This is a genomic window from Streptomyces sp. TRM70350 (assembly GCF_019219825.1).
Lineage (GTDB): Bacteria > Actinomycetota > Actinomycetes > Streptomycetales > Streptomycetaceae > Streptomyces.
Genome location: NZ_JAHUXH010000002.1, coordinates 207,905 through 226,544 on the forward strand (window position 1 = coordinate 207,905; position 18,640 = coordinate 226,544).

Consider the following 18,640-nt stretch of genomic DNA (forward strand, 5'->3'; position numbering starts at 1 on the left):
CGATCAGATTACTGATCGGTAGCGCTTTCGGTAAGGCACGGGTATGCGAAGAGCGGGCGAACCAGGAAGAGTTCGCCCGCTCGTTCTTCGTGCTTCCGTACGGCGTTACCGCCTGACGGCGTGTTACTTGGTGATGCCCGCGTTCTTGAGCGCGGTCTCCCACTCGGCGACGGTGCTCGGGTTCTCGATCACCTTGTCGTTGATCTTGATGGTCGGGGTGGACTTGACGTCCTTGGTGTTGTCGAAGGAGTCGCTCATCTTCATCGCCCAGGCGTCGTACGTGCCCTTCTCGACGGCGTCCTGGAACTTCTTGTTGTTCTTCAGCGCGTCCACCGTGTTCGCCACCTTGATCAGGTAGCTGTCCTTGGCGAACTCGTCGGTGGACTCCTGCGGGTGGTACTCCGCCGAGTACAGCGCGGCCTTGTAGTCCAGGAACGCCTCGGGGCTGACGTTCAGCGCGGCGCCGAGCGCGCTGAGGGCGTTCTTGGAGCCCTCGCCGCCGAGGTTGCCGTCGAGGAAGGTGCCGAGGGTGAAGGACAGCTTGTAGTCGCCGTCCTCCATGCCCTTGTTGACGGCCTCGCCGATGGTCTGCTCGAAGGAGGCGCAGGCCGGGCAGCGCGGGTCCTCGTAGAGGTGGACCACGTTGTCGGACTTGGAGTCGCCGATCAGGACCGTGGTGCCGTTCTTGCCGGAGGTGTTGGCCGGGGCGACGACCTCGGCGTCGGCGGCCGCCTCCCACTTGCTCGGCTGGTTGGTCTGCACGACGGCATAGCCGATGCCGCCGGCCACCGCGAGGACGCCGACGGCCGAGCAGGCGACGATGATCTGCCGCTTGACCTTGGCCCGCCTGGCCTCACGCTCGCGCTCGGCCCGCAGCCGCTCCCGGGCCGCCGTCTTCGCCGCCTGGCTGTTCCGCTTGCTCATGATGATCTCCGTGTGGGACGCGCACATGTCGTACGCGGGATACGTGTGAGGGGTTGTCGTGCTCGTGCGGTGCCGCTCGGTTCAGCCGAGGGCCAGGGAGCACGGCGGGCCACGTCGTCCCAGGGAGTGGGTGAGGAGCAGGTCGCGCGCGGGGGCCGTACGGTGCGCGGGGCGGGGCAGCCGGGGGGCCGGTGCGGCGAGTCGTACCGTCCCGGCGGCGACCGCCAGCAGCAGTGGCCGGAACGTGGTCGCGGCCATCGCGCTGAGCAGCTGGGCCAGGGCCCGCTCGCCGCGGCGCAGCCAGGCCGCCGCCAGCAGACCGACGCCGACGTGGGCGCCGAGCAGCAGCCACGCGGTCTCGGGGTGCGCGTGCGCGAGGACGGCGGCGACCCGGTCCGTACCGCTGGTGCCGGCCATCCGTGCCAGTGGCGTGCCCACCTCGCCGCCGCCGCACAGCACGTCCAGGCCGACCGAGCGCAACGGGCCCGCCACCGGGCCGCCCGCCCGGCCGTAACAGGCGTGCTGGCCCGTGGTGAACACCGTGTCGGCGGCCAGCTCCAGCGGGATCAGCAGCGCGGCGATCCGGCCGAAGCCGCGCTCCCGGCCGGCCAGGGCGTAGGCGATGACGAACACGGCGGCGGCGATCGCCGCCACCGTGCCCAGCGGCAGCGGGGCCCGGGACAGCAGCACGTGCGACGCGGTGCTGAGCGTCACGACGATCGCCGTGAACAGCGCCGCGCGTACGGCTCTGAGCTGTGTCCCGGATATGTCCATAACGGAGAGAGTGTGTCACGGACTCCTGTAAGGGACCCCTAAAGGGTCCCTGTGGAGTCCTGGGGCGGTCGGTGGGCGGTCACAGGCCGGGGATCCGGCCGTTGCGGAAGAGGTCGACGAAGATCTGGTGGTCGGCACGCGCGCGTGCGCCGTAGCTGTGCGCGAAGTCGACCAGGAGCGGCGCGAGGCCGTCCTCGTCGCCCGCGAGGGCCGCGTCGATGGCCCGCTCGGTGGAGAACGGCACCAGGTCGGAGTGGCCGGAGTCGTCGTCGGCGGCCGAGTGCATGGTGGCCGTGGCCCGGCCCAGGTCGGCGACGACCGCGGCGATCTCCTCCGGGTCGTCGATGTCGCCCCAGTCGAGGTCGACGGCGTACGGCGACACCTCGGCGACCAGCTGGCCCGCGCCGTCCAGCTCGGTCCAGCCCAGCCACGGGTCGGCGTGCGCCTGCAAAGCGCGCTGGGAGATCACCGTGCGGTGGCCCTCGTGCTGGAAGTACTCGCGGATCGCCGGGTCCGTGACGTGCCGGGAGACGGCCGGGGTCTGGGCCTGCTTGACGTAGATCACCACGTCGTTCTCCAGGGCGTCGCTGTTGCCCTCCAGCAGGATGTTGTACGACGGCAGGCCGGCCGAGCCGATGCCGATGCCGCGGCGGCCGACGACGTCCTTCACCCGGTACGAGTCGGGGCGGGCCAGCGAGGACTCCGGGAGCGTCTCCAGGTAGCCGTCGAAGGCGGCGAGCACCTTGTAGCGCGTGGCCGCGTCCAGCTCGATGGAGCCGCCGCCCGGGGCGAACCGGCGTTCGAAGTCGCGGATCTCGGTCATCGAGTCCAGCAGCCCGAACCGGGTCAGCGAGCGGGCGTCACGCAGCGCGTCCAGCAGCGGGCCCTCGGCGGTGTCCAGGGTGAACGGCGGCACCTCGTCGCTCTTGGCGCCGGTGGCCAGCGCGTGCACCCGCTCGCGGTAGGCGGCCGCGTAGATCGTCACCAGCTCGGTGATCTGCTCGTCGCTGAGCGCCTTCGCGTACCCGATGAGGGCGATGGAGGCCGCGAAGCGCTTGAGGTCCCAGGTGAAGGGGCCGACGTACGCCTCGTCGAAGTCGTTGACGTTGAAGATCAGCCGACCGTTCGAATCCATGTACGTGCCGAAGTTCTCCGCGTGCAGGTCGCCGTGGATCCACACGCGCGAGGTGCGCTCGTCCAGGAACGGTGCCCTGTCTATGTTCCCGTCCGTCCGCGCGTGCGTGTTCCCGCCACCCCGCCCGGCGTTCTCCGCGTCCAGGTCGTGGTAGAAGAGGCACGCCGTGCCGCGGTAGAAGGCGAAGGCCGAGGCGGCCATCTTCCGGAACTTCACCCGGAACGCGGCCGGGTCGGCGGCGAGCAGCTCGCCGAAGGCGGTGTCGAAGACGGCGAGGATCTCCTCGCCGCGTTGCTCGTCGTTGAGCTGCGGGAACGACATCGCTGGGTGCCTCCTGGTGCGGGCGTGGTGCGTGACCTGTGGGACGGATGGTCCATGCCGCGGTGCGAGGACCCGTCCGTCACTCTCCAACGTCCGAAGGTACGCGGGAGTGCCCGCGGAGTGTCAGTGCCGGGGCATAGACTTCGACGCTGTCCCCCAGACTGTCCGCAGCCTGTCGGGCCCTCGTCGACGTGCGCCCACCCGCCACCCGACCACCACCCCTCAACGAGGCGCTTCGCGCCGTACCTTTTCAGTTGGAGGCCGAAACCGTGTCGAAGCCGCCCTTCACGCACCTGCACGTCCACACCCAGTACTCGCTGCTGGACGGTGCCGCGCGGCTGAAGGACATGTTCAACGCCTGCAACGAGATGGGCATGACGCACATCGCCATGTCCGACCACGGCAACCTGCACGGGGCGTACGACTTCTTCCACTCCGCGCAGAAGGCCGGCATCACCCCGATCATCGGCATCGAGGCATACGTCGCCCCGGAGTCCCGGCGCAACAAGCGCAAGATCCTCTGGGGCCAGCCGCACCAGAAGCGGGACGACGTCTCCGGCTCCGGCGGTTACACGCACAAGACGATCTGGGCGGCGGACAAGACCGGCCTGCACAACCTCTTCCGGCTCTCCTCCGACGCGTACGCCGAGGGCTGGCTGCAGAAGTGGCCCCGGATGGACAAGGAGACCATCGCCCAGTGGTCCGAGGGTCTGATCGCCTCCACCGGCTGCCCCTCCGGCGAGGTCCAGACCCGGCTGCGCCTGGGCCACTTCGACGAGGCCCTGAAGGCGGCCGCCGACTACCAGGACATCTTCGGCAAGGACCGCTACTTCCTGGAGCTGATGGACCACGGCATCGAGATCGAGCGCCGGGTCCGCGACGGTCTGCTGGAGATCGGCAAGAAGCTCGGCATCCCGCCGCTGGTCACCAACGACTCGCACTACACGTACGCGCACGAGGCGGGCGCCCATGACGCGCTGCTGTGCATCCAGACCGGCAAGAACCTCTCCGACCCCGACCGCTTCAAGTTCGACGGCACCGGCTACTACCTGAAGTCCACCGAGGAGATGTACGCCATCGACTCCTCGGACGCCTGGCAGGAGGGCTGCCGCAACACGCTGCTGGTGGCCGAGCAGGTCGACACCACGGGCATGTTCGAGAAGCGCGACCTCATGCCCAGGTTCGACATCCCGGAGGGGTACACCGAGGTCACCTGGTTCCAGGAGGAGGTCCGCCGCGGCATGGAGCGCCGCTTCCCGGGCGGCGTCCCCGAGGACCGGATGCGGCAGGCCGAGTACGAGATGGACGTCATCATCCAGATGGGGTTCCCGGGCTACTTCCTCGTGGTCGCCGACTTCATCATGTGGGCCAAGAAGAACGGCATCGCCGTCGGCCCCGGCCGAGGCTCCGCGGCCGGCTCGATCGTGGCATACGCCATGGGCATCACCGACCTCGACCCGATCCCGCACGGCCTGATCTTCGAGCGGTTCCTCAACCCCGAGCGCGTCTCGATGCCCGACGTCGACATCGACTTCGACGAGCGCAGGCGCGTCGAGGTGATCAGGTACGTGACGGAGAAATACGGCGCCGACAAGGTCGCCATGATCGGCACGTACGGCACCATCAAGGCGAAGAACGCGATCAAGGACTCCGCGCGCGTGCTGGGCTACCCGTACGCGATGGGCGACCGCATCACCAAGGCGATGCCGCCGGACGTCCTCGGCAAGGGCATCCCGCTCTCCGGCATCACCGACCCGCAGCACCCCCGCTACTCGGAGGCGGGCGAGGTCCGGGCGATGTACGAGAACGAGCCCGACGTGAAGAAGGTCATCGACACCGCACGCGGCGTGGAGGGCCTGGTCCGGCAGATGGGTGTGCACGCCGCCGGCGTGATCATGTCCAGCGAGACCATCACCGAACACGTCCCGGTCTGGGTGAGGCACACCGACGGCGTGACCATCACGCAGTGGGACTACCCGAGCTGTGAGTCGCTCGGCCTGCTGAAGATGGACTTCCTGGGCCTGCGCAACCTCACGATCATGGATGACGCGGTCAAGATGGTGAAGGCCAACAAGGGCCTGGACATCGACCTGCTGTCGCTGCCGCTCGACGACCCCCAGACCTTCGAACTGCTCCAGCGCGGCGACACCCTGGGCGTCTTCCAGTTCGACGGCGGCCCCATGCGCTCCCTGCTGCGCATGATGAAGCCCGACAACTTCGAGGACATCTCCGCCGTCTCGGCCCTGTACCGGCCGGGCCCGATGGGCATGAACTCGCACATCAACTACGCCCTGCGCAAGAACGGCCAGCAGGAGATCACACCGATCCACCCCGAACTGGAGGAGCCGCTCAAGGAGGTCCTGGACGTCACCTACGGCCTGATCGTCTATCAGGAGCAGGTGCAGAAGGCCGCCCAGATCATCGCGGGCTACTCGCTCGGCGAGGCCGACATCCTCCGCCGCGTGATGGGCAAGAAGAAGCCCGAGGAGCTGGAGAAGAACTTCGTCATCTTCCAGGGCGGCGCCCGTAAGAACGGCTACAGCGACGAAGCCATCCAGGCGCTGTGGGACGTGCTGGTCCCGTTCGCCGGCTACGCGTTCAACAAGGCGCACTCGGCGGCGTACGGACTGGTCTCGTACTGGACCGCGTACCTGAAGGCGAACCACCCCGCCGAGTACATGGCCGCGCTGCTCACCTCGGTCAAGGACGACAAGGACAAGTCGGCGGTCTACCTCAACGAGTGCCGCCGCATGGGCATCCGGGTGCTGCCGCCGAACGTCAACGAGTCCGAGTCGAACTTCGCCGCGCAGGGCGACGACGTGATCCTCTTCGGCCTGTCCGCCGTGCGCAACGTCGGTACGAACGTGGTCGACTCGATCATCAAGTGCCGCAAGGCGAAGGGGAAGTACGCCTCCTTCCCCGACTACCTCGACAAGGTCGACGCGGTCGTCTGCAACAAGCGCACCACGGAGTCGCTGATCAAGGCGGGCGCGTTCGACACCATGGGCCACACCCGCAAGGGCCTGACGGCGCAGTACGAGCCGATGATCGACAACGTGGTCGCGGTCAAGCGCAAGGAGGCGGAAGGACAGTTCGACCTCTTCGGCGGCATGGGCGACGAGGCGAGCAGCGAGCCGGGCTTCGGCCTGGACGTGGAGTTCTCGCCCGACGAGTGGGACAAGACCTATCTGCTCGCCCAGGAGCGGGAGATGCTCGGTCTGTACGTCTCCGACCATCCGCTCTTCGGCCTGGAGCACGTGCTGTCCGACAAGGCCGACGCGGGCATCTCCCAGCTCACCGGGGGTGACTTCGGCGACGGCGCGGTCGTCACCATCGGCGGCATCATCTCGGGCCTGCAGCGCAAGATGACCAAGCAGGGCAACGCCTGGGCGATCGCCACGGTCGAGGACCTCGCCGGTTCCATCGAGTGCATGTTCTTCCCGGCGACGTACCAGCTGGTGTCGACCCAACTCGTCGAGGACGCCGTGGTGTTCGTCAAGGGCCGCCTCGACAAGCGCGAGGACGTGCCGCGGCTCGTCGCGATGGAGCTGATGGTCCCCGACCTGTCCAACGCGGGCACCAACGCACCCGTGGTGCTCACCATCCCGGCGGTGAAGGTCACTCCGCCCATGGTCAGCCGGCTCGGTGAGATCCTCACCCACCACAAGGGCGACAGCGAGGTGCGGATCAGGCTCCAGGGGCCGACGAAGACGACCGTCCTGCGGCTGGACCGGCACCGGGTGAAGCCCGACCCGGCGCTGTTCGGTGATCTGAAGGTGCTGCTCGGGCCGTCCTGCCTCGCGGGCTGAGGCCCGGCTTCCTGATGTGCGCAAGGGGCGCATCCGCTGCTGGATGCGCCCCTCGTCATGTGCCTGGGCCGCAACGGCCCGTCATACGGATGTCAGTTGTGGCCGAAGCGCTTCTGCCGGCCCTTGCGGGCGACGTCCATGGGCGACGACTGCGCGGCCTGCTGCTCCGACATCGGCTCCGCCGACGACTGCTCCGGCTGCTGCTGCGCGCGGCTGGTCTGCTGCTGCCTACGGTCACGGTTCTTGTTCTTGGCCATGGTGATCTGCCTCCTGTGGGGGATCTAGGGGCCAGGGCCGGGACCAGATTCACATAGGCTGTCAACAAACGCATGTCGGACAATTACCGTGTGTGACAGGGCTTGTCGACGCGAGAACGGAGCGCGAATCCCACAAACGCCACGCCGAAGATCGAGTTCGGGCCGTTAACCCCCGCGTGGTCGGGCAGACTCGAAGCAAGCCCGAAGCAAACCTCCCGGGAAGAGGGTGAGTCGCGTGGACCGCTGCGTCGTCCTGGTGGACGCCGGGTATCTGCTGGGGGCCGCCGCCAGTCTCCTCGCCGGGGAGCCCTCGCGGTCCCGCATCACCGTCGACCACACCGCCCTCATCCAAGGGCTGCGCGAACGCGCCGAGTCCGACACGGAACGGCCGCTGCTGCGCATCTACTGGTTCGACGGCGCCCCCGACCGAGTCCCCCAGCCCGAGCACCGCAGGCTGCGCGTGATGCCCCGGGTCACGGTCCGGCTCGGCGCGCTCACCCGCAGCGACGGCCGCTGGAACCAGAAGGGCGTCGACGCCGCGATGCACGCCGAGCTCACCGAGCTGGCCCGCAACCGCGCCTGCTCCGACATCGTCCTGGTGACCGGCGACGGCGACCTGCTGCCGGGCATGATGGCCGCCAAGGAGCACGGGGTCGCCGTACACCTGTGGGCCGTGCAGGCCGCCGACGGCGACTACAACCAGTCCGAGGACCTGGTCGCCGAGGCCGACGAGCGGCGCGTGCTCGACCGGACGTGGATCACCAAGGCCGTACGCGCCAAGGAACTGGGCGGGATCTGCGCGCCGCCGCCCGCGCCGCGGCCGGAGATCGCCGCGATCCTGTCCGCGCCGCTGCCCGACTCCGCGCTCGCCCCCACGGCCGAGCGGTCCGCCGAACAGCCGCCGCGCACCGCGCCGCCCGCCGCGCAGAACGGCACCGAGGAGCGGGTGCCGGCACCGAAGGGCGTGCCGACGCCCAAGGACCTCGCCGCGCTCCGGGCGCACGGCCCGCAGCCTCCGCAACCCGCCACCGCCACCCTGCGCTGGTCCTCCGACAAGGGCTGGGTGGACCGGCCCGGCGTCGCCGCGGAACCGCCCGAGGTCGCCTCGATGCCGACGCTGGCGCAGCTCACCACGGCCGAGCAGCGCTGGGCCGACCGGGAGGAGGACATCACGACCGTCGGCGGGGACCCGTACGAGGTCGGACAGGTGTTCGCGCGGCGGTGGATGTCCCGGCTCGGCGACCAGAGCCATCTGCAGAAGCTGTCCGGGATGTATCCGCGGATCCCGCACCGGATCGACGGGGAGCTGCTGCGCTACGCCGCCCGCTTCGGACTGCTCGCCCACAAGGACGACCAGATCGACGAGCACGACCGGTACGCGATCCGGGCCGGGTTCTGGCGGGAGATCGACGTGCGGACGGCGGCGGAACCGGCTCCTGCCGGGGAGCAGTGAATCTCCCGGGCTCAGCGGTGGTTTTCGCGGCCTGGGCCGACCCGGGACCGTGCCGGGGGCGTGGACCCCGTAGGCTCGTCCCTTGTGAGTACGCGCGTGGCACAGACCTTCCGGCACAGTGGCGAGGTCGTGTGCGCGGTGCGCGGGCTGACCAAGACCTATCCGGCGGTACGGGGCCGGCGCGGCGCGCCGGGAACACCCGAGGTCCGGGCCACCGACGACGTACGGCTGGAGGTGCGCCGGGGTGAGATCTTCGGGCTGCTCGGGCCGAACGGGGCCGGCAAGTCCACCCTCGTGAGGCAGCTGACGGGGCTGATGCGGCCCGACAGCGGCAGCGTCGAGATCCTCGGGCACGACATCGTGCGCCACCCGGAGCGGGCCTCGCGGATCCTCGCCTACCTCGGGCAGGAGTCCACCGCCCTCGACGAACTGAGCGTGTCCCTCGCCGCCGAGACCACCGGGCGGCTGCGCGGGCTGGACGCGCGGCGGGCGCGAGGCGAGCGGGACGCCGTACTGGAGGAGCTGGGGCTCACGGCGATCGCCGGGCGGCCGCTGAAGAAGCTGTCCGGTGGGCAGCGGCGGCTGGCCTGTGTCGCCGCGGCGCTGGTCGGGGAGCGGCCGCTGCTCGTGCTGGACGAGCCGACCGCGGCGATGGACCCCGTGGCGCGGCGAGCCGTGTGGGCCGCCGTGGACCGGCGGCGGGCCGAGCGCGGTACGACCGTCGTGCTGGTCACCCACAACGTCATCGAGGCCGAGACCGTGCTCGACCGGGTCGCCGTCCTGGACCAGGGGCGCGTGATCGCCTGTGACACGCCCTCCCGGCTGAAGGAGCAGGTCGCCGGTGAGGTGCGGGTCGACCTGGTGTGGCGGGAGCGGGCGCCGCTGGACGTGCCCGAGGTGGCCGCGCTGCGGGACCGGGTCGTGGAGTCCGGGCGGCGCTGGACGCTGCGGCTGGCGCCGGAGGAGGCCCGCGCGGTCGTCTCGACGGTCACCGGTGGAGCCGCCTTCGCCGCGCTGGACGACTTCACGCTGACCACGCCGAGCCTGGAGGACGTGTACATGGCGCTGGGTGGGGCGGCGCGGCAGGGGCTGGTCAAGGCATGAGCGTGAGGCGTCGCGGCACGGGCTTGAGTCGCCGCACCGGCTTGAGTCGCATCAGCGTGGGCTTGAGTCGTCGAGCCGTCACATCCGTACGGAACGGGGGGAGCGCCGGAGTGAAACCGGGGAAGGGGAGCAGCGCGACGTGAGTGTCGTACCCGCAGAAGTGCTGCCGGGCAGTGCCCTGGCCGCCGACGGAGCGGCCCGGGACGCGGCCGAGCTCGCACCGCCCGCGCGGCTGTGGCCGTCGCTGGCGGCGGTGTACCGGGCGCAGCTGTCCCGGGCGCGGGTGGCGCGGATTCCGCTGCTGTTCGTGGCGACCTTCCAGTCCGTCGGCATCATGATCATGATGCGGGGCGTGGTGGACGGCGGGGGCGAGGCGCACGCCGTGGTCGCCGGGTCGTCGGTCGTGGTCGTCGCGTTCGTCGCGCTGAACCTGCTCGCGCAGTACTTCGGGCAGCTGAGGGCCACCGGCGGGCTCGACCACTACGCCACGCTGCCCGTGCCGCCGGCCGCGGTGGTGCTGGGCGCCGCGGGGGCGTACGCGTCCTTCACCGTGCCGGGGACGCTCGTGACCGCCGTCTTCGGGTGTGTGCTGTTCGGGTTGCCGTTGGCCAACCTGTGGGTCCTGCTGGCGGTGATTCCGCTGGCCGGGGCCGCGCTGTCCGGGCTCGGGGCGGCCTGCGGGCTGCTCGCGCCGCGGCCGGAGCTGGCGACGCTGCTGGGGCAGCTGGGGATGTCGGCGGCGCTGCTGCTGGGGGTGCTGCCGCCGGACCGGATGCCGGAGATCGTGCGGTTCGCGCGGGATCTGCTGCCGTCGACGTACGGGGTGGAGGCGTACGCGCGGACCTTCGCGGCGCATCCCGACTGGGCGCGGGTGGTCGCGGACCTCGCCGTGTGCGCCGGGGTCGGGGTGATCTCGCTGGCCGTCGCCACCTGGGCGTACCGCCGGGCCGCCGTCCGGTGACGCGTCCTGCGGACGGGCCTGGCACGATGTCAGGGTGACAGCACCGTTGACGCCGCCTCCGCCGCCGCATGAACAGTCCTCGCACCATGCGTGGCCCCCGGCCGGGGCCGGGCACGGGGTGGGCGCGCGTGATCACGCCGTCGCTCACGGAAGCGTTCACGGGAACAAGGGTGAGGACGGGCCCGGAATGAGGACCGACGTGCGGGAGGCCGCCGTGATCGCGGTGGCTCTGGCGCTGAGCGGGGCGCTGCTCGGGGTGCTGTGGAACTGGCTGGCGCCGCGTGTGCCGCTGGTCGGTGACGTGGTGGACGGGACGTGGGTCGTCTACCTCAAGGACACCGAGGGGGAGCAGTCGGTCGGGGTCGACGGAACGTTCACTCTCCTTGCGCTGGCGTTCGGTGTGGTCAGCGCGGTGGTGGTGTTTCTGGTGCGGCGGCGTGGGGGTGTACCGGTCGTGGTCGCGCTGGGGGTCGGGGGGTTGCTCGGGTCGCTGCTCGCCTGGCGGGTGGGGGTGTGGCTGGGGCCCGCACAGGATGTGCTGGCGCATGCCAAGGAAGTGGGGAAGGGGGTGACGTTCTCGGCGCCGTTGCGGTTGGCGGCGAAGGGGGCGTTGCTGGCCTGGCCGTTCTCGGCGTTGCTGGTGCATCTGGGGCTGACGGCGTTGTTCGGTCCTCGGGATCCGGAGCCGGTGGGATACGGGCCGTATGGAGAGCCTCGGTAGCTCTCTGCCGGCACCCGGCATCCGCGCGCGGGGCGCGCGTCGCGCATCCCGGCGCAACGGGGTGTCGCCGTTCCCACCCGTGCCGCCCGAGCGCCACGACTGCCCGCAGCCAGGCGGCTCTGCGGGTGCGTGCGGCGGCGCTGCTGTGCGGGGTTGCCCGCGGCTGCTGGGTTGGGCGTCGCCGCGGCGGCGGGAGTGCGCGCAGCTGCCCTGCTCTGCGGGTCGCCTGCGGCAGCGCCCCGGCGGGACGAGTGCCCGCTGATGGGCTGCTGTGCGGGACGTGTGCGGCTGCGGGGTGCGGGCGCCTGGGCCGGGGGAGTGAGTGCGGCGGCGCTGCTGTACGAAGTGGCTGCGGCTGCTGGGTGGGGGCCTCGGCGGCACGACTGCCCGCAGCCACGTGGCTCTGCGGGGGTACGTGCGGCGGCGCTGCTGTGCGAAGTGGCTGCGGCTGCTGGGTGGGGGCCTCGGCGGCACGACTGCCCGCAGCCACGTGGCTCTGCGGGGGTACGTGCGGCGGCGCTGCTGTGCTGGGTGGGCCGCCTCGGTGGCAGGAGCGCGCGCAGCTGTGCCGGGTGCTGCGGGCCACTACGACACGACCCTGCCCTTGGCTGTGCGGAGTGCGGCGACCACCGCGATCGTGCCCTTGGCTGTGCGGTGTGTGGGGGGCATCGCGATCGTGCCCTTGGCTGCGCGCAGTGCGGCGACCACGATCGTGCCCTTGGCTGTGCGGTGTGTGGCGGGCCATCGCGATCCTGCCCTCGGCCGTGCGGGGTGCGGCCGGCCACCGCAACCCCGCCCTGAGCCGCGCCGAGTGCGACCGCAGCCGTGGCGGACGCCCGCCGTTGCCCGGATCGGCTGCGGCAGCCGATGGGTGTTGATTCCTACGACGGACGCCGTCCATGGTTTGCCCGGCGCTTTCGTGTGCGCCATGTGCGTTTCCGGGTTTTCTTCGACATGTCCTTTCCGATTAGACATGTCCGATCAACCGAGGAAGGACATGGCGTCGAGAGGTCACGCACGGCCGATCGGGGCCAGGGTCGCCTCGGTGAGCTTGGCCAGGTCGTCGGGGGACAGCTCCACCTCCAGGCCCCGTCGGCCCGCCGAGACGCAGATCGTGGCGTGGGTGGAGGCCGAGGCGTCCAGGACCGTGGGGAGTTTCCTGCGTTGGCCCAACGGGGAGATGCCGCCCCGGACGTAGCCCGTGGTGCGTTCGGCCAGGGACGGGTCCGCCATCGTCGCCCTCTTGCCGCCCACCGCCGACGCCAGGGCCTTCAGGTCCAGCGTGCCAGCCACCGGCACCACCGCCACCGTCAGGGTGCCGTCCACGTCCGCCACCAGGGTCTTGAAGACGCGGTCCGGCGAGACGCCCATCGCCTCCGCCGCCTCCTCGCCGTAGGAGGGGTGGGAGGGGTCGTGGTCGTAGGAGTGGGTCGTGAAGTCCACGCCCGCCGCCGTCAGCGCCACCGTCGCGGGCGTGCCGCCGGACTGCTGGTTCTTCTTCGGCTTCTTCGCCATCCGGGCTGTCTCCCAGGTCGGATCAGAGATCAGTTGAGGCTCGTCGGCGCCCGCGTCAGATCCGACGCCGGCAGCGACGGCAGCGTACGGATGATGGCCGTCTCGGAGCGAAGGAGTCTCAGCTCGTCGCGCAGGCGGGACGCCGTGTCGGGGGCCTGGAGCAGGCGCTGCTTCGTCGGGGTGTCCAGCATCACCGCGGCCGCCACCAGATACGACACCACCGACGGCTCGTCCGGCAGGTCCCCGCCCGTCGACAGCGACCGCTCCCGCGCCCCCGCCAGCCGCTTCTGGTACTGCCGGAACGCCCGCAGCACCCCCTCGGCCAGCGCCCCCGCCTCGTCGCCCGGCTCTTCCGGCAGTTCCTCCAGCTCGGCCATGAGGTACGGCCCCGAGGAGTCCACCGACAGCAGCCGCACCCGGGTCGTCCCGGTCGCCAGTACCTCGAACGTGCCGTCGGCCCGCTCCCGGATCGTTGCCGCGTCGGCCACACAGCCCACGCCGTGGAACGCCTTCGCCGGATCGGCGCCGAACCCGGCCGCCGCCCCCCGCTCGGGCACCGCCGTCGGGTCGGGCATGCCGGGCGCGCTCGGTGCGACCTCGTGGCCGTCGCGAATCGCCACGACGGCGAAGCGGCGCGGTTCGTCCTCGGGGGTCTTCAGGAGCGTACGCATCATGGCGCGGTAGCGCTCCTCGAAGACGTTCAAGGGAAGCACGAGCCCCGGGAACAGCACCGTGTTCAGGGGGAAGAGGGGCAGCCGGACGGTGGTCACGACGCAAGAGCCTAATGGGCGCCGAACCCTGCCTGTCCGCCCCGCCCTCCCGGAGCCCCACTCAGCTGCGCCGCAGCAGCCGTGTCGCCCCCGCCGCCACCGTCGTGGCGAGGATCCAGCCGAGCAGGACCAGCGCGGCGGCGAGCCACTGCCAGCCGCCGTCCAGGTGCCAGACACCCACCTGCCCCAGGTCGATCACCGGCAGCAGCAGATCCAGGGCGAACAGGGCCGGGTTCCACGGCGGGTCACCGGCGCTGCCACCCGTCCGGGGCCGCCCGGCGTACGCGAAGGCCAGCGTGCCGGCCGCCCACAGCACCGCCATCCACACCGCGGCCCGCCCGGGCCGGTACCCGTAGGCCACCGCCAGGTCCTGCGCGTACCCCCAGAACTTGCCGGCCGGCGGCAGGGTCTCCCGGCGGCGGCGCTGCTTGGCGAGCAGCACCTCGCGCGCGTCCTCGTCCTCCCCGCTCGCCCGCAGCACAGCGGCCAGACGCTCGTACGGCTCCGGGTGGTACTCGGCGGTCGCCGCGGACACCCACTCCAGCCGCTCGGCCAGCGAGAACGGCCCCTGCGGCACCAGGTTCTCGTACGCGAAACCCGGCATGTGCAAACTTCCGGGGCCGGGCCAGCTGCTCGCCCGGTCGACCAGGTTGACGATCCGCGCGCCGGACAGTACCACCTTGCCGCGCTGCGGCCGCTCCCCGAGGAAGCGCAGCTCGGGCACCTGCACCCGGCGCAGCGACAGCTCCTGCTCGTCGGTGAAGGTGAACCGGGCGCGTTCCAGGTCCACCGCGTCCCCGAACCGGCCGTCGTCCAGCCGCACCCCGCCCTGGCACTCGAAGTACTGGATCCGCGTCCCGCGCGCGGGTGTGCGCCCGGCGAGCTGCGGGCCGCCGACGCCCGCCGGTGTGAGGTACAGCGTGCGCTCGACGGTCAGCTGCGGGGCGTTCAGCGCGAGCCGGGAGTACGGGTTGCGCAGCCGGGCCCCGCGCAGACTGAGCGAGACGCCCACCTGAGCGCTGCGCAGACTCAGCTCGCCGTGCGACTCCAGCATCTCGGCCTGGAGGTCCTGGCCGACCGTCATGCCGTCCGCGGCGATCGAACGGCCGGTGCGGTCCTGGTACACGACGGCTTGGTTGAGCAGCAGGTCCGTACCGATGTGCGCGTCGGTCAGCCGGATGCCGCCCAGGAACCGGCAGCGCGGCAGATGCAGATCCCCCTCGGTGTGCACCCTGGCCGCCTCCAGCCGCGGCACCGAGCAGTTCACCAGCCGCAGGGTCTTGAACTGGGCCTCCGGCAGCAGGACCTCCCGCTCGAAGCGGCAGCTCCGCAGCTCGACGTACGGCGTCACCGTGCCGCCCGCGAGGTCCAGGCTGCCGCTGATCTGCACACCGGTCAGCTTCAGCGAGGACACCCGGCCCGCGAGCGCCGGCGGCCCGTCCAGCAGCAGCCAGCACACGATGCGGGCCCGCACGGTCCGCTCGGACCCCCACGGATGCCCGCCGTGCGGATCGTCCACGACCGCGTCCCCGCTGCTCAGGTCGTACACGCTGCCGTTGCGGAAGGCCTGCCACATGCCGGCCTCGGCGGCGGTCAGATCGTCCGGCAGATCCCCGTCCCGGATGCCGGCCCCCTCGGTCACGGTGTGCTCTCTCCTCCCCGGCTGCTCAGCGGTTCGTACTGCCGTTCATGCCCGCTGAGTGACGCCGCGAACGCCCAGCGTGCAGCCGATCTTCCCGGTGGTGGCGCGGGTCGCGAGCGGGGTCTCGTATCAGCCACTGAAACGCGCGGACGGCGACCCGTCCGGGTCTGCGAGAATTGGGTGCGTGATCTCCCGAATCGATCTGCGCGGCGACGCCCTCCCGGAGGGTCCCGCCCTGCGCGACCTGCTGCCCCGAGCCGACTTCGACGTATCGGCCGCCCTGGAGAAGGTGCGTCCGATCTGCGAGGCCGTGCATCATCGTGGCGACGCGGCGCTGATCGACTTCGCCGAGAAGTTCGACGGCGTCAAGCTCGACCAGGTACGGGTACCGGCCGCGGCACTCACCCGTGCCCTGGAGGAGCTCGACCCGGCCGTGCGGGCCGCCCTGGAGGAGTCCGTCCGGCGCGCCCGGCTCGTCCACCGCGCGCAGCGCCGCTCCGCACACACCACCCAGGTCGTGCCCGGCGGCTCGGTCACCGAGAAGTGGGTGCCGGTCGAGCGCGTCGGCCTGTACGCGCCGGGTGGCCGCTCGGTCTACCCGTCGTCCGTGGTCATGAACGTCGTGCCCGCGCAGGAGGCCGGCGTCGAGTCGATCGCGCTGGCCTCCCCGGCTCAGGCCGAGTTCAACGGCCTGCCGCACCCGACGATCCTCGCCGCGTGCGCCCTGCTCGGCGTCGACGAGGTGTACGCCGCCGGGGGCGCGACGGCCGTCGCGATGTTCGCGTACGGCACCGAGTCCTGCCCGCCCGCCAACATGGTCACCGGCCCCGGCAACATCTGGGTCGCCGCCGCCAAGCGCTACTTCACCGGCAAGATCGGCATTGACGCCGAGGCCGGCCCGACCGAGATCGCGGTCCTCGCCGACGCCACCGCCGACCCGGTGCACGTCGCCTCCGACCTGATCAGCCAGGCCGAGCACGACCCGCTGGCGGCGGCGGTGCTGGTCACCGACTCCGCCGAGCTGGCGGACGCGGTGGAGAAGGAGCTTCAGCCGCAGGTCGCGGCCACCAAGCACATCGACGACCGGATCGTCCCGGCGCTCAAGGGCAAGCAGTCCGCGATCGTCCTGGTCGACGGCATCGACCAGGGCCTCAGGGTCGTCGACGCGTACGGCGCCGAGCACCTGGAGATCCAGACGGCCGACGCCGCCGCGGTGGCCGACCGGGTCCGCAACGCCGGCGCGATCTTCATCGGCCCCTGGTCGCCCGTCTCGCTGGGCGACTACGCGGCCGGGTCCAACCACGTCCTGCCCACCGGCGGCTGCGCGTGCCACTCCTCGGGCCTGTCCGTGCAGTCCTTCCTGCGGGGCATCCACATCGTCGACTACACGCAGGACGCGCTGGCCGAGGTCGCGCAGCACGTGGTGACGCTGGCGGAGGCGGAGGACCTGCCCGCGCACGGCGCGGCGATCAAGGCGAGGTTCGGCTGGAAGGTACCCGAGAGCAAGTGACCGGCATCGACGATCTCCCCGTACGGGACGAGCTGCGCGGCAAGTCCCCCTACGGCGCGCCCCAGTTGGACGTCCCCGTACGGCTGAACACCAACGAGAACCCGTACCCGCTCCCCGAGCCGCTGGTCGAACGGATCGCCGAGCGGGTGCGTGAGGCGGCCCGGAATCTCAACCGCTACCCGGACCGCGACGCGGTCGAGCTGCGCACCAAGCTCGCCGAGTACCTGACCAGGACCTCCGGCCACGAGGTCGGCCTCGCGGGCGTCTGGGCGGCCAACGGCTCCAACGAGGTCGTCCAGCAGCTCCTGCAGACCTTCGGCGGACCGGGCCGCACGGCGATCGGCTTCGAGCCGTCGTACTCGATGCACGGCCTCATCTCGCGGGGCACCGGCACCGGCTGGATCTCCGGCCCCCGGAACGAGGACTTCACGATCGACCTCGCCGCCGCCGAGAAGGCGATCGCCGAGCACCAGCCCGACGTCGTCTTCATCACCACCCCCAACAACCCCACCGGCAACGCGGTCCCGCGCGAGACGGTGGTGGCCCTCTACGAGGCCGCACAGGCGGCCAAGCCGTCGATGGTCGTGGTCGACGAGGCGTACATCGAGTTCAGCCACGGCGACTCGCTGCTGCCGCTGCTCGCGGGCCGTCCGCATCTGGTGATCTCCCGGACCATGTCCAAGGCCTTCGGCGCGGCCGGCCTGCGCCTCGGCTATCTCGCCGCGGACCCGGCCGTCGTGGACGCCGTGCAGCTCGTACGGCTGCCGTACCACCTGTCGGCCGTCACCCAGGCGACCGCCCTGGCCGCCCTGGAGCACACCGACACCCTGCTCGGATACGTCGAGCAGCTGAAGGCCGAGCGGGACCGGCTGGTCACCGAGCTGCGCGCGATCGGCTACCAGGTGACGGAGTCCGACGCGAACTTCGTGCAGTTCGGGCGGTTCCCGGACGCCCACGAGGCCTGGCGGAAGATCCTCGACCGGGGCGTCCTGGTCCGGGACAACGGCGTACCGGGGTGGCTGCGGGTCACCGCCGGGACCCCCGAAGAGAACGACGCGTTCCTCGACGCGGTACGTGAACTGAAGAAGGAGCAGAGCGCATGACTCGCGACGGCCGCGTCGGAAGAATCGAACGGGTCACGAAGGAGACCTCGGTCCTCGTCGAGATCGATCTCGACGGGTCCGGCAAGGTCGATGTGTCGACAGGCGTCGGCTTCTACGACCACATGCTCGACCAGCTCGGCCGGCACGGCCTGTTCGACCTGACCGTGAAGACCGAGGGCGACCTGCACATCGACTCGCACCACACCATCGAGGACACCGCCCTCGCGCTGGGCGCCGCCTTCAAGCAGGCCCTCGGCGACAAGGTGGGGATCTACCGCTTCGGCAACTGCACGGTCCCGCTGGACGAGTCCCTCGCCCAGGTCACCGTCGACCTGTCCGGCCGCCCCTACCTCGTGCACACCGAGCCCGAGAACATGGCGCCGATGATCGGCGAGTACGACACGACGATGACCCGGCACATCCTGGAGTCGTTCGTCGCCCAGGCCCAGATCGCCCTGCACGTGCACGTGCCCTACGGACGCAACGCGCACCACATCGTGGAGTGCCAGTTCAAGGCCCTGGCGCGGGCCCTGCGGTACGCCTCCGAGCGCGACCCGCGCGCGGCGGGCATCCTCCCGTCGACGAAGGGCGCATTGTGAGCGACGCACGCGCGGCCGCCGGGCCGCGGACGACGACGATGG

General features: G+C 71.1%; 15 protein-coding genes. 8 read left to right on the top strand and 7 right to left on the bottom strand.

Annotated elements, in window-relative coordinates; translation table 11 throughout:
• Positions 1-123: 123 nt before the first annotated feature.
• The 3 genes from KWI83_RS04320 to KWI83_RS04330 form a co-directional block, all read right to left on the bottom strand.
• Positions 124-924 (bottom strand): DsbA family protein, encoded by an 801-nt coding sequence (locus tag KWI83_RS04320; protein WP_218512909.1) that lies wholly within the window; start codon positions 922-924, stop codon positions 124-126.
• Positions 925-1,005: 81 nt separating this feature from the next.
• Positions 1,006-1,698: a hypothetical protein gene (locus KWI83_RS04325; protein WP_218512910.1), complete on the bottom strand. Its 693-nt coding sequence runs from the start codon at positions 1,696-1,698 to the stop codon at positions 1,006-1,008.
• A gap of 79 nt (positions 1,699-1,777) precedes the next feature.
• A complete protein-coding gene (locus KWI83_RS04330; protein ID WP_218512911.1) occupies positions 1,778-3,154 on the bottom strand; it encodes a DUF2252 domain-containing protein in 1,377 nt (458 codons plus the stop codon).
• 269 nt (positions 3,155-3,423) lie between these two features.
• On the opposite strand from KWI83_RS04330, the gene dnaE reads away from it, so the two are divergent.
• Entirely contained in the window at positions 3,424-6,963 is a 3,540-nt protein-coding gene (gene dnaE, locus KWI83_RS04335; RefSeq protein ID WP_218512912.1) for a DNA polymerase III subunit alpha, read from the top strand.
• Between the two features lie 92 nt (positions 6,964-7,055).
• Here the strand turns inward: dnaE and KWI83_RS04340 are convergent, their stop codons facing one another.
• Positions 7,056-7,220, bottom strand: coding sequence for a hypothetical protein (locus tag KWI83_RS04340; protein ID WP_218512913.1), 165 nt, complete (start codon positions 7,218-7,220; stop codon positions 7,056-7,058).
• Positions 7,221-7,455: 235 nt separating this feature from the next.
• On the opposite strand from KWI83_RS04340, the gene KWI83_RS04345 reads away from it, so the two are divergent.
• The 4 genes from KWI83_RS04345 (at position 7,456) to KWI83_RS04360 (ending at position 11,459) form a co-directional block, all read left to right on the top strand.
• The gene (locus KWI83_RS04345; protein ID WP_218512914.1) at positions 7,456-8,673 is read left to right on the top strand and encodes an NYN domain-containing protein; all 1,218 of its coding nucleotides are present in this window, start codon (positions 7,456-7,458) and stop codon (positions 8,671-8,673) included.
• 129 nt (positions 8,674-8,802) lie between these two features.
• Positions 8,803-9,777: an ABC transporter ATP-binding protein gene (locus KWI83_RS04350; RefSeq protein WP_218513221.1), complete on the top strand. Its 975-nt coding sequence runs from the start codon at positions 8,803-8,805 to the stop codon at positions 9,775-9,777.
• 139 nt (positions 9,778-9,916) lie between these two features.
• Positions 9,917-10,738 (top strand): ABC transporter permease, encoded by an 822-nt coding sequence (locus tag KWI83_RS04355; protein WP_218512915.1) that lies wholly within the window; start codon positions 9,917-9,919, stop codon positions 10,736-10,738.
• Positions 10,739-10,772: 34 nt separating this feature from the next.
• Positions 10,773-11,459, top strand: a complete 687-nt coding sequence (locus tag KWI83_RS04360; protein ID WP_218512916.1) for an AAA family ATPase — start codon at positions 10,773-10,775, stop codon at positions 11,457-11,459.
• A 1,011-nt stretch (positions 11,460-12,470) separates the two neighbouring features.
• Here the strand turns inward: KWI83_RS04360 and ybaK are convergent.
• The 3 genes from ybaK to KWI83_RS04375 all read right to left on the bottom strand — a co-directional run bounded on the left by ybaK (position 12,471) and on the right by KWI83_RS04375 (position 15,386).
• Positions 12,471-12,974, bottom strand: a complete 504-nt coding sequence (ybaK, locus tag KWI83_RS04365; protein WP_218512917.1) for a Cys-tRNA(Pro) deacylase — start codon at positions 12,972-12,974, stop codon at positions 12,471-12,473.
• 29 nt (positions 12,975-13,003) lie between these two features.
• Positions 13,004-13,744 (bottom strand): LON peptidase substrate-binding domain-containing protein, encoded by a 741-nt coding sequence (locus KWI83_RS04370; protein ID WP_218512918.1) that lies wholly within the window; start codon positions 13,742-13,744, stop codon positions 13,004-13,006.
• A 61-nt stretch (positions 13,745-13,805) separates the two neighbouring features.
• Positions 13,806-15,386: an oxidoreductase gene (locus KWI83_RS04375; protein ID WP_218512919.1), complete on the bottom strand. Its 1,581-nt coding sequence runs from the start codon at positions 15,384-15,386 to the stop codon at positions 13,806-13,808.
• A 184-nt stretch (positions 15,387-15,570) separates the two neighbouring features.
• Here KWI83_RS04375 and hisD point away from each other — a divergent pair, with 184 nt between their 5' ends.
• From hisD to hisB, 3 genes are read left to right on the top strand one after another with little or no spacing between them, the layout of a single operon-like run.
• On the top strand, positions 15,571-16,896 hold the full coding sequence (gene hisD / locus KWI83_RS04380; RefSeq protein WP_218512920.1) for a histidinol dehydrogenase: 1,326 nt from the start codon (positions 15,571-15,573) through the stop codon (positions 16,894-16,896).
• Positions 16,893-17,999 (top strand): histidinol-phosphate transaminase, encoded by a 1,107-nt coding sequence (locus KWI83_RS04385; RefSeq protein WP_218512921.1) that lies wholly within the window; start codon positions 16,893-16,895, stop codon positions 17,997-17,999. The genes hisD and KWI83_RS04385 overlap by 4 nt, the downstream gene beginning before the upstream one ends.
• Positions 17,996-18,598, top strand: coding sequence for an imidazoleglycerol-phosphate dehydratase HisB (hisB, locus tag KWI83_RS04390; protein ID WP_218512922.1), 603 nt, complete (start codon positions 17,996-17,998; stop codon positions 18,596-18,598). The genes KWI83_RS04385 and hisB overlap by 4 nt, the downstream gene beginning before the upstream one ends.
• Positions 18,599-18,640 lie beyond the last annotated feature (42 nt).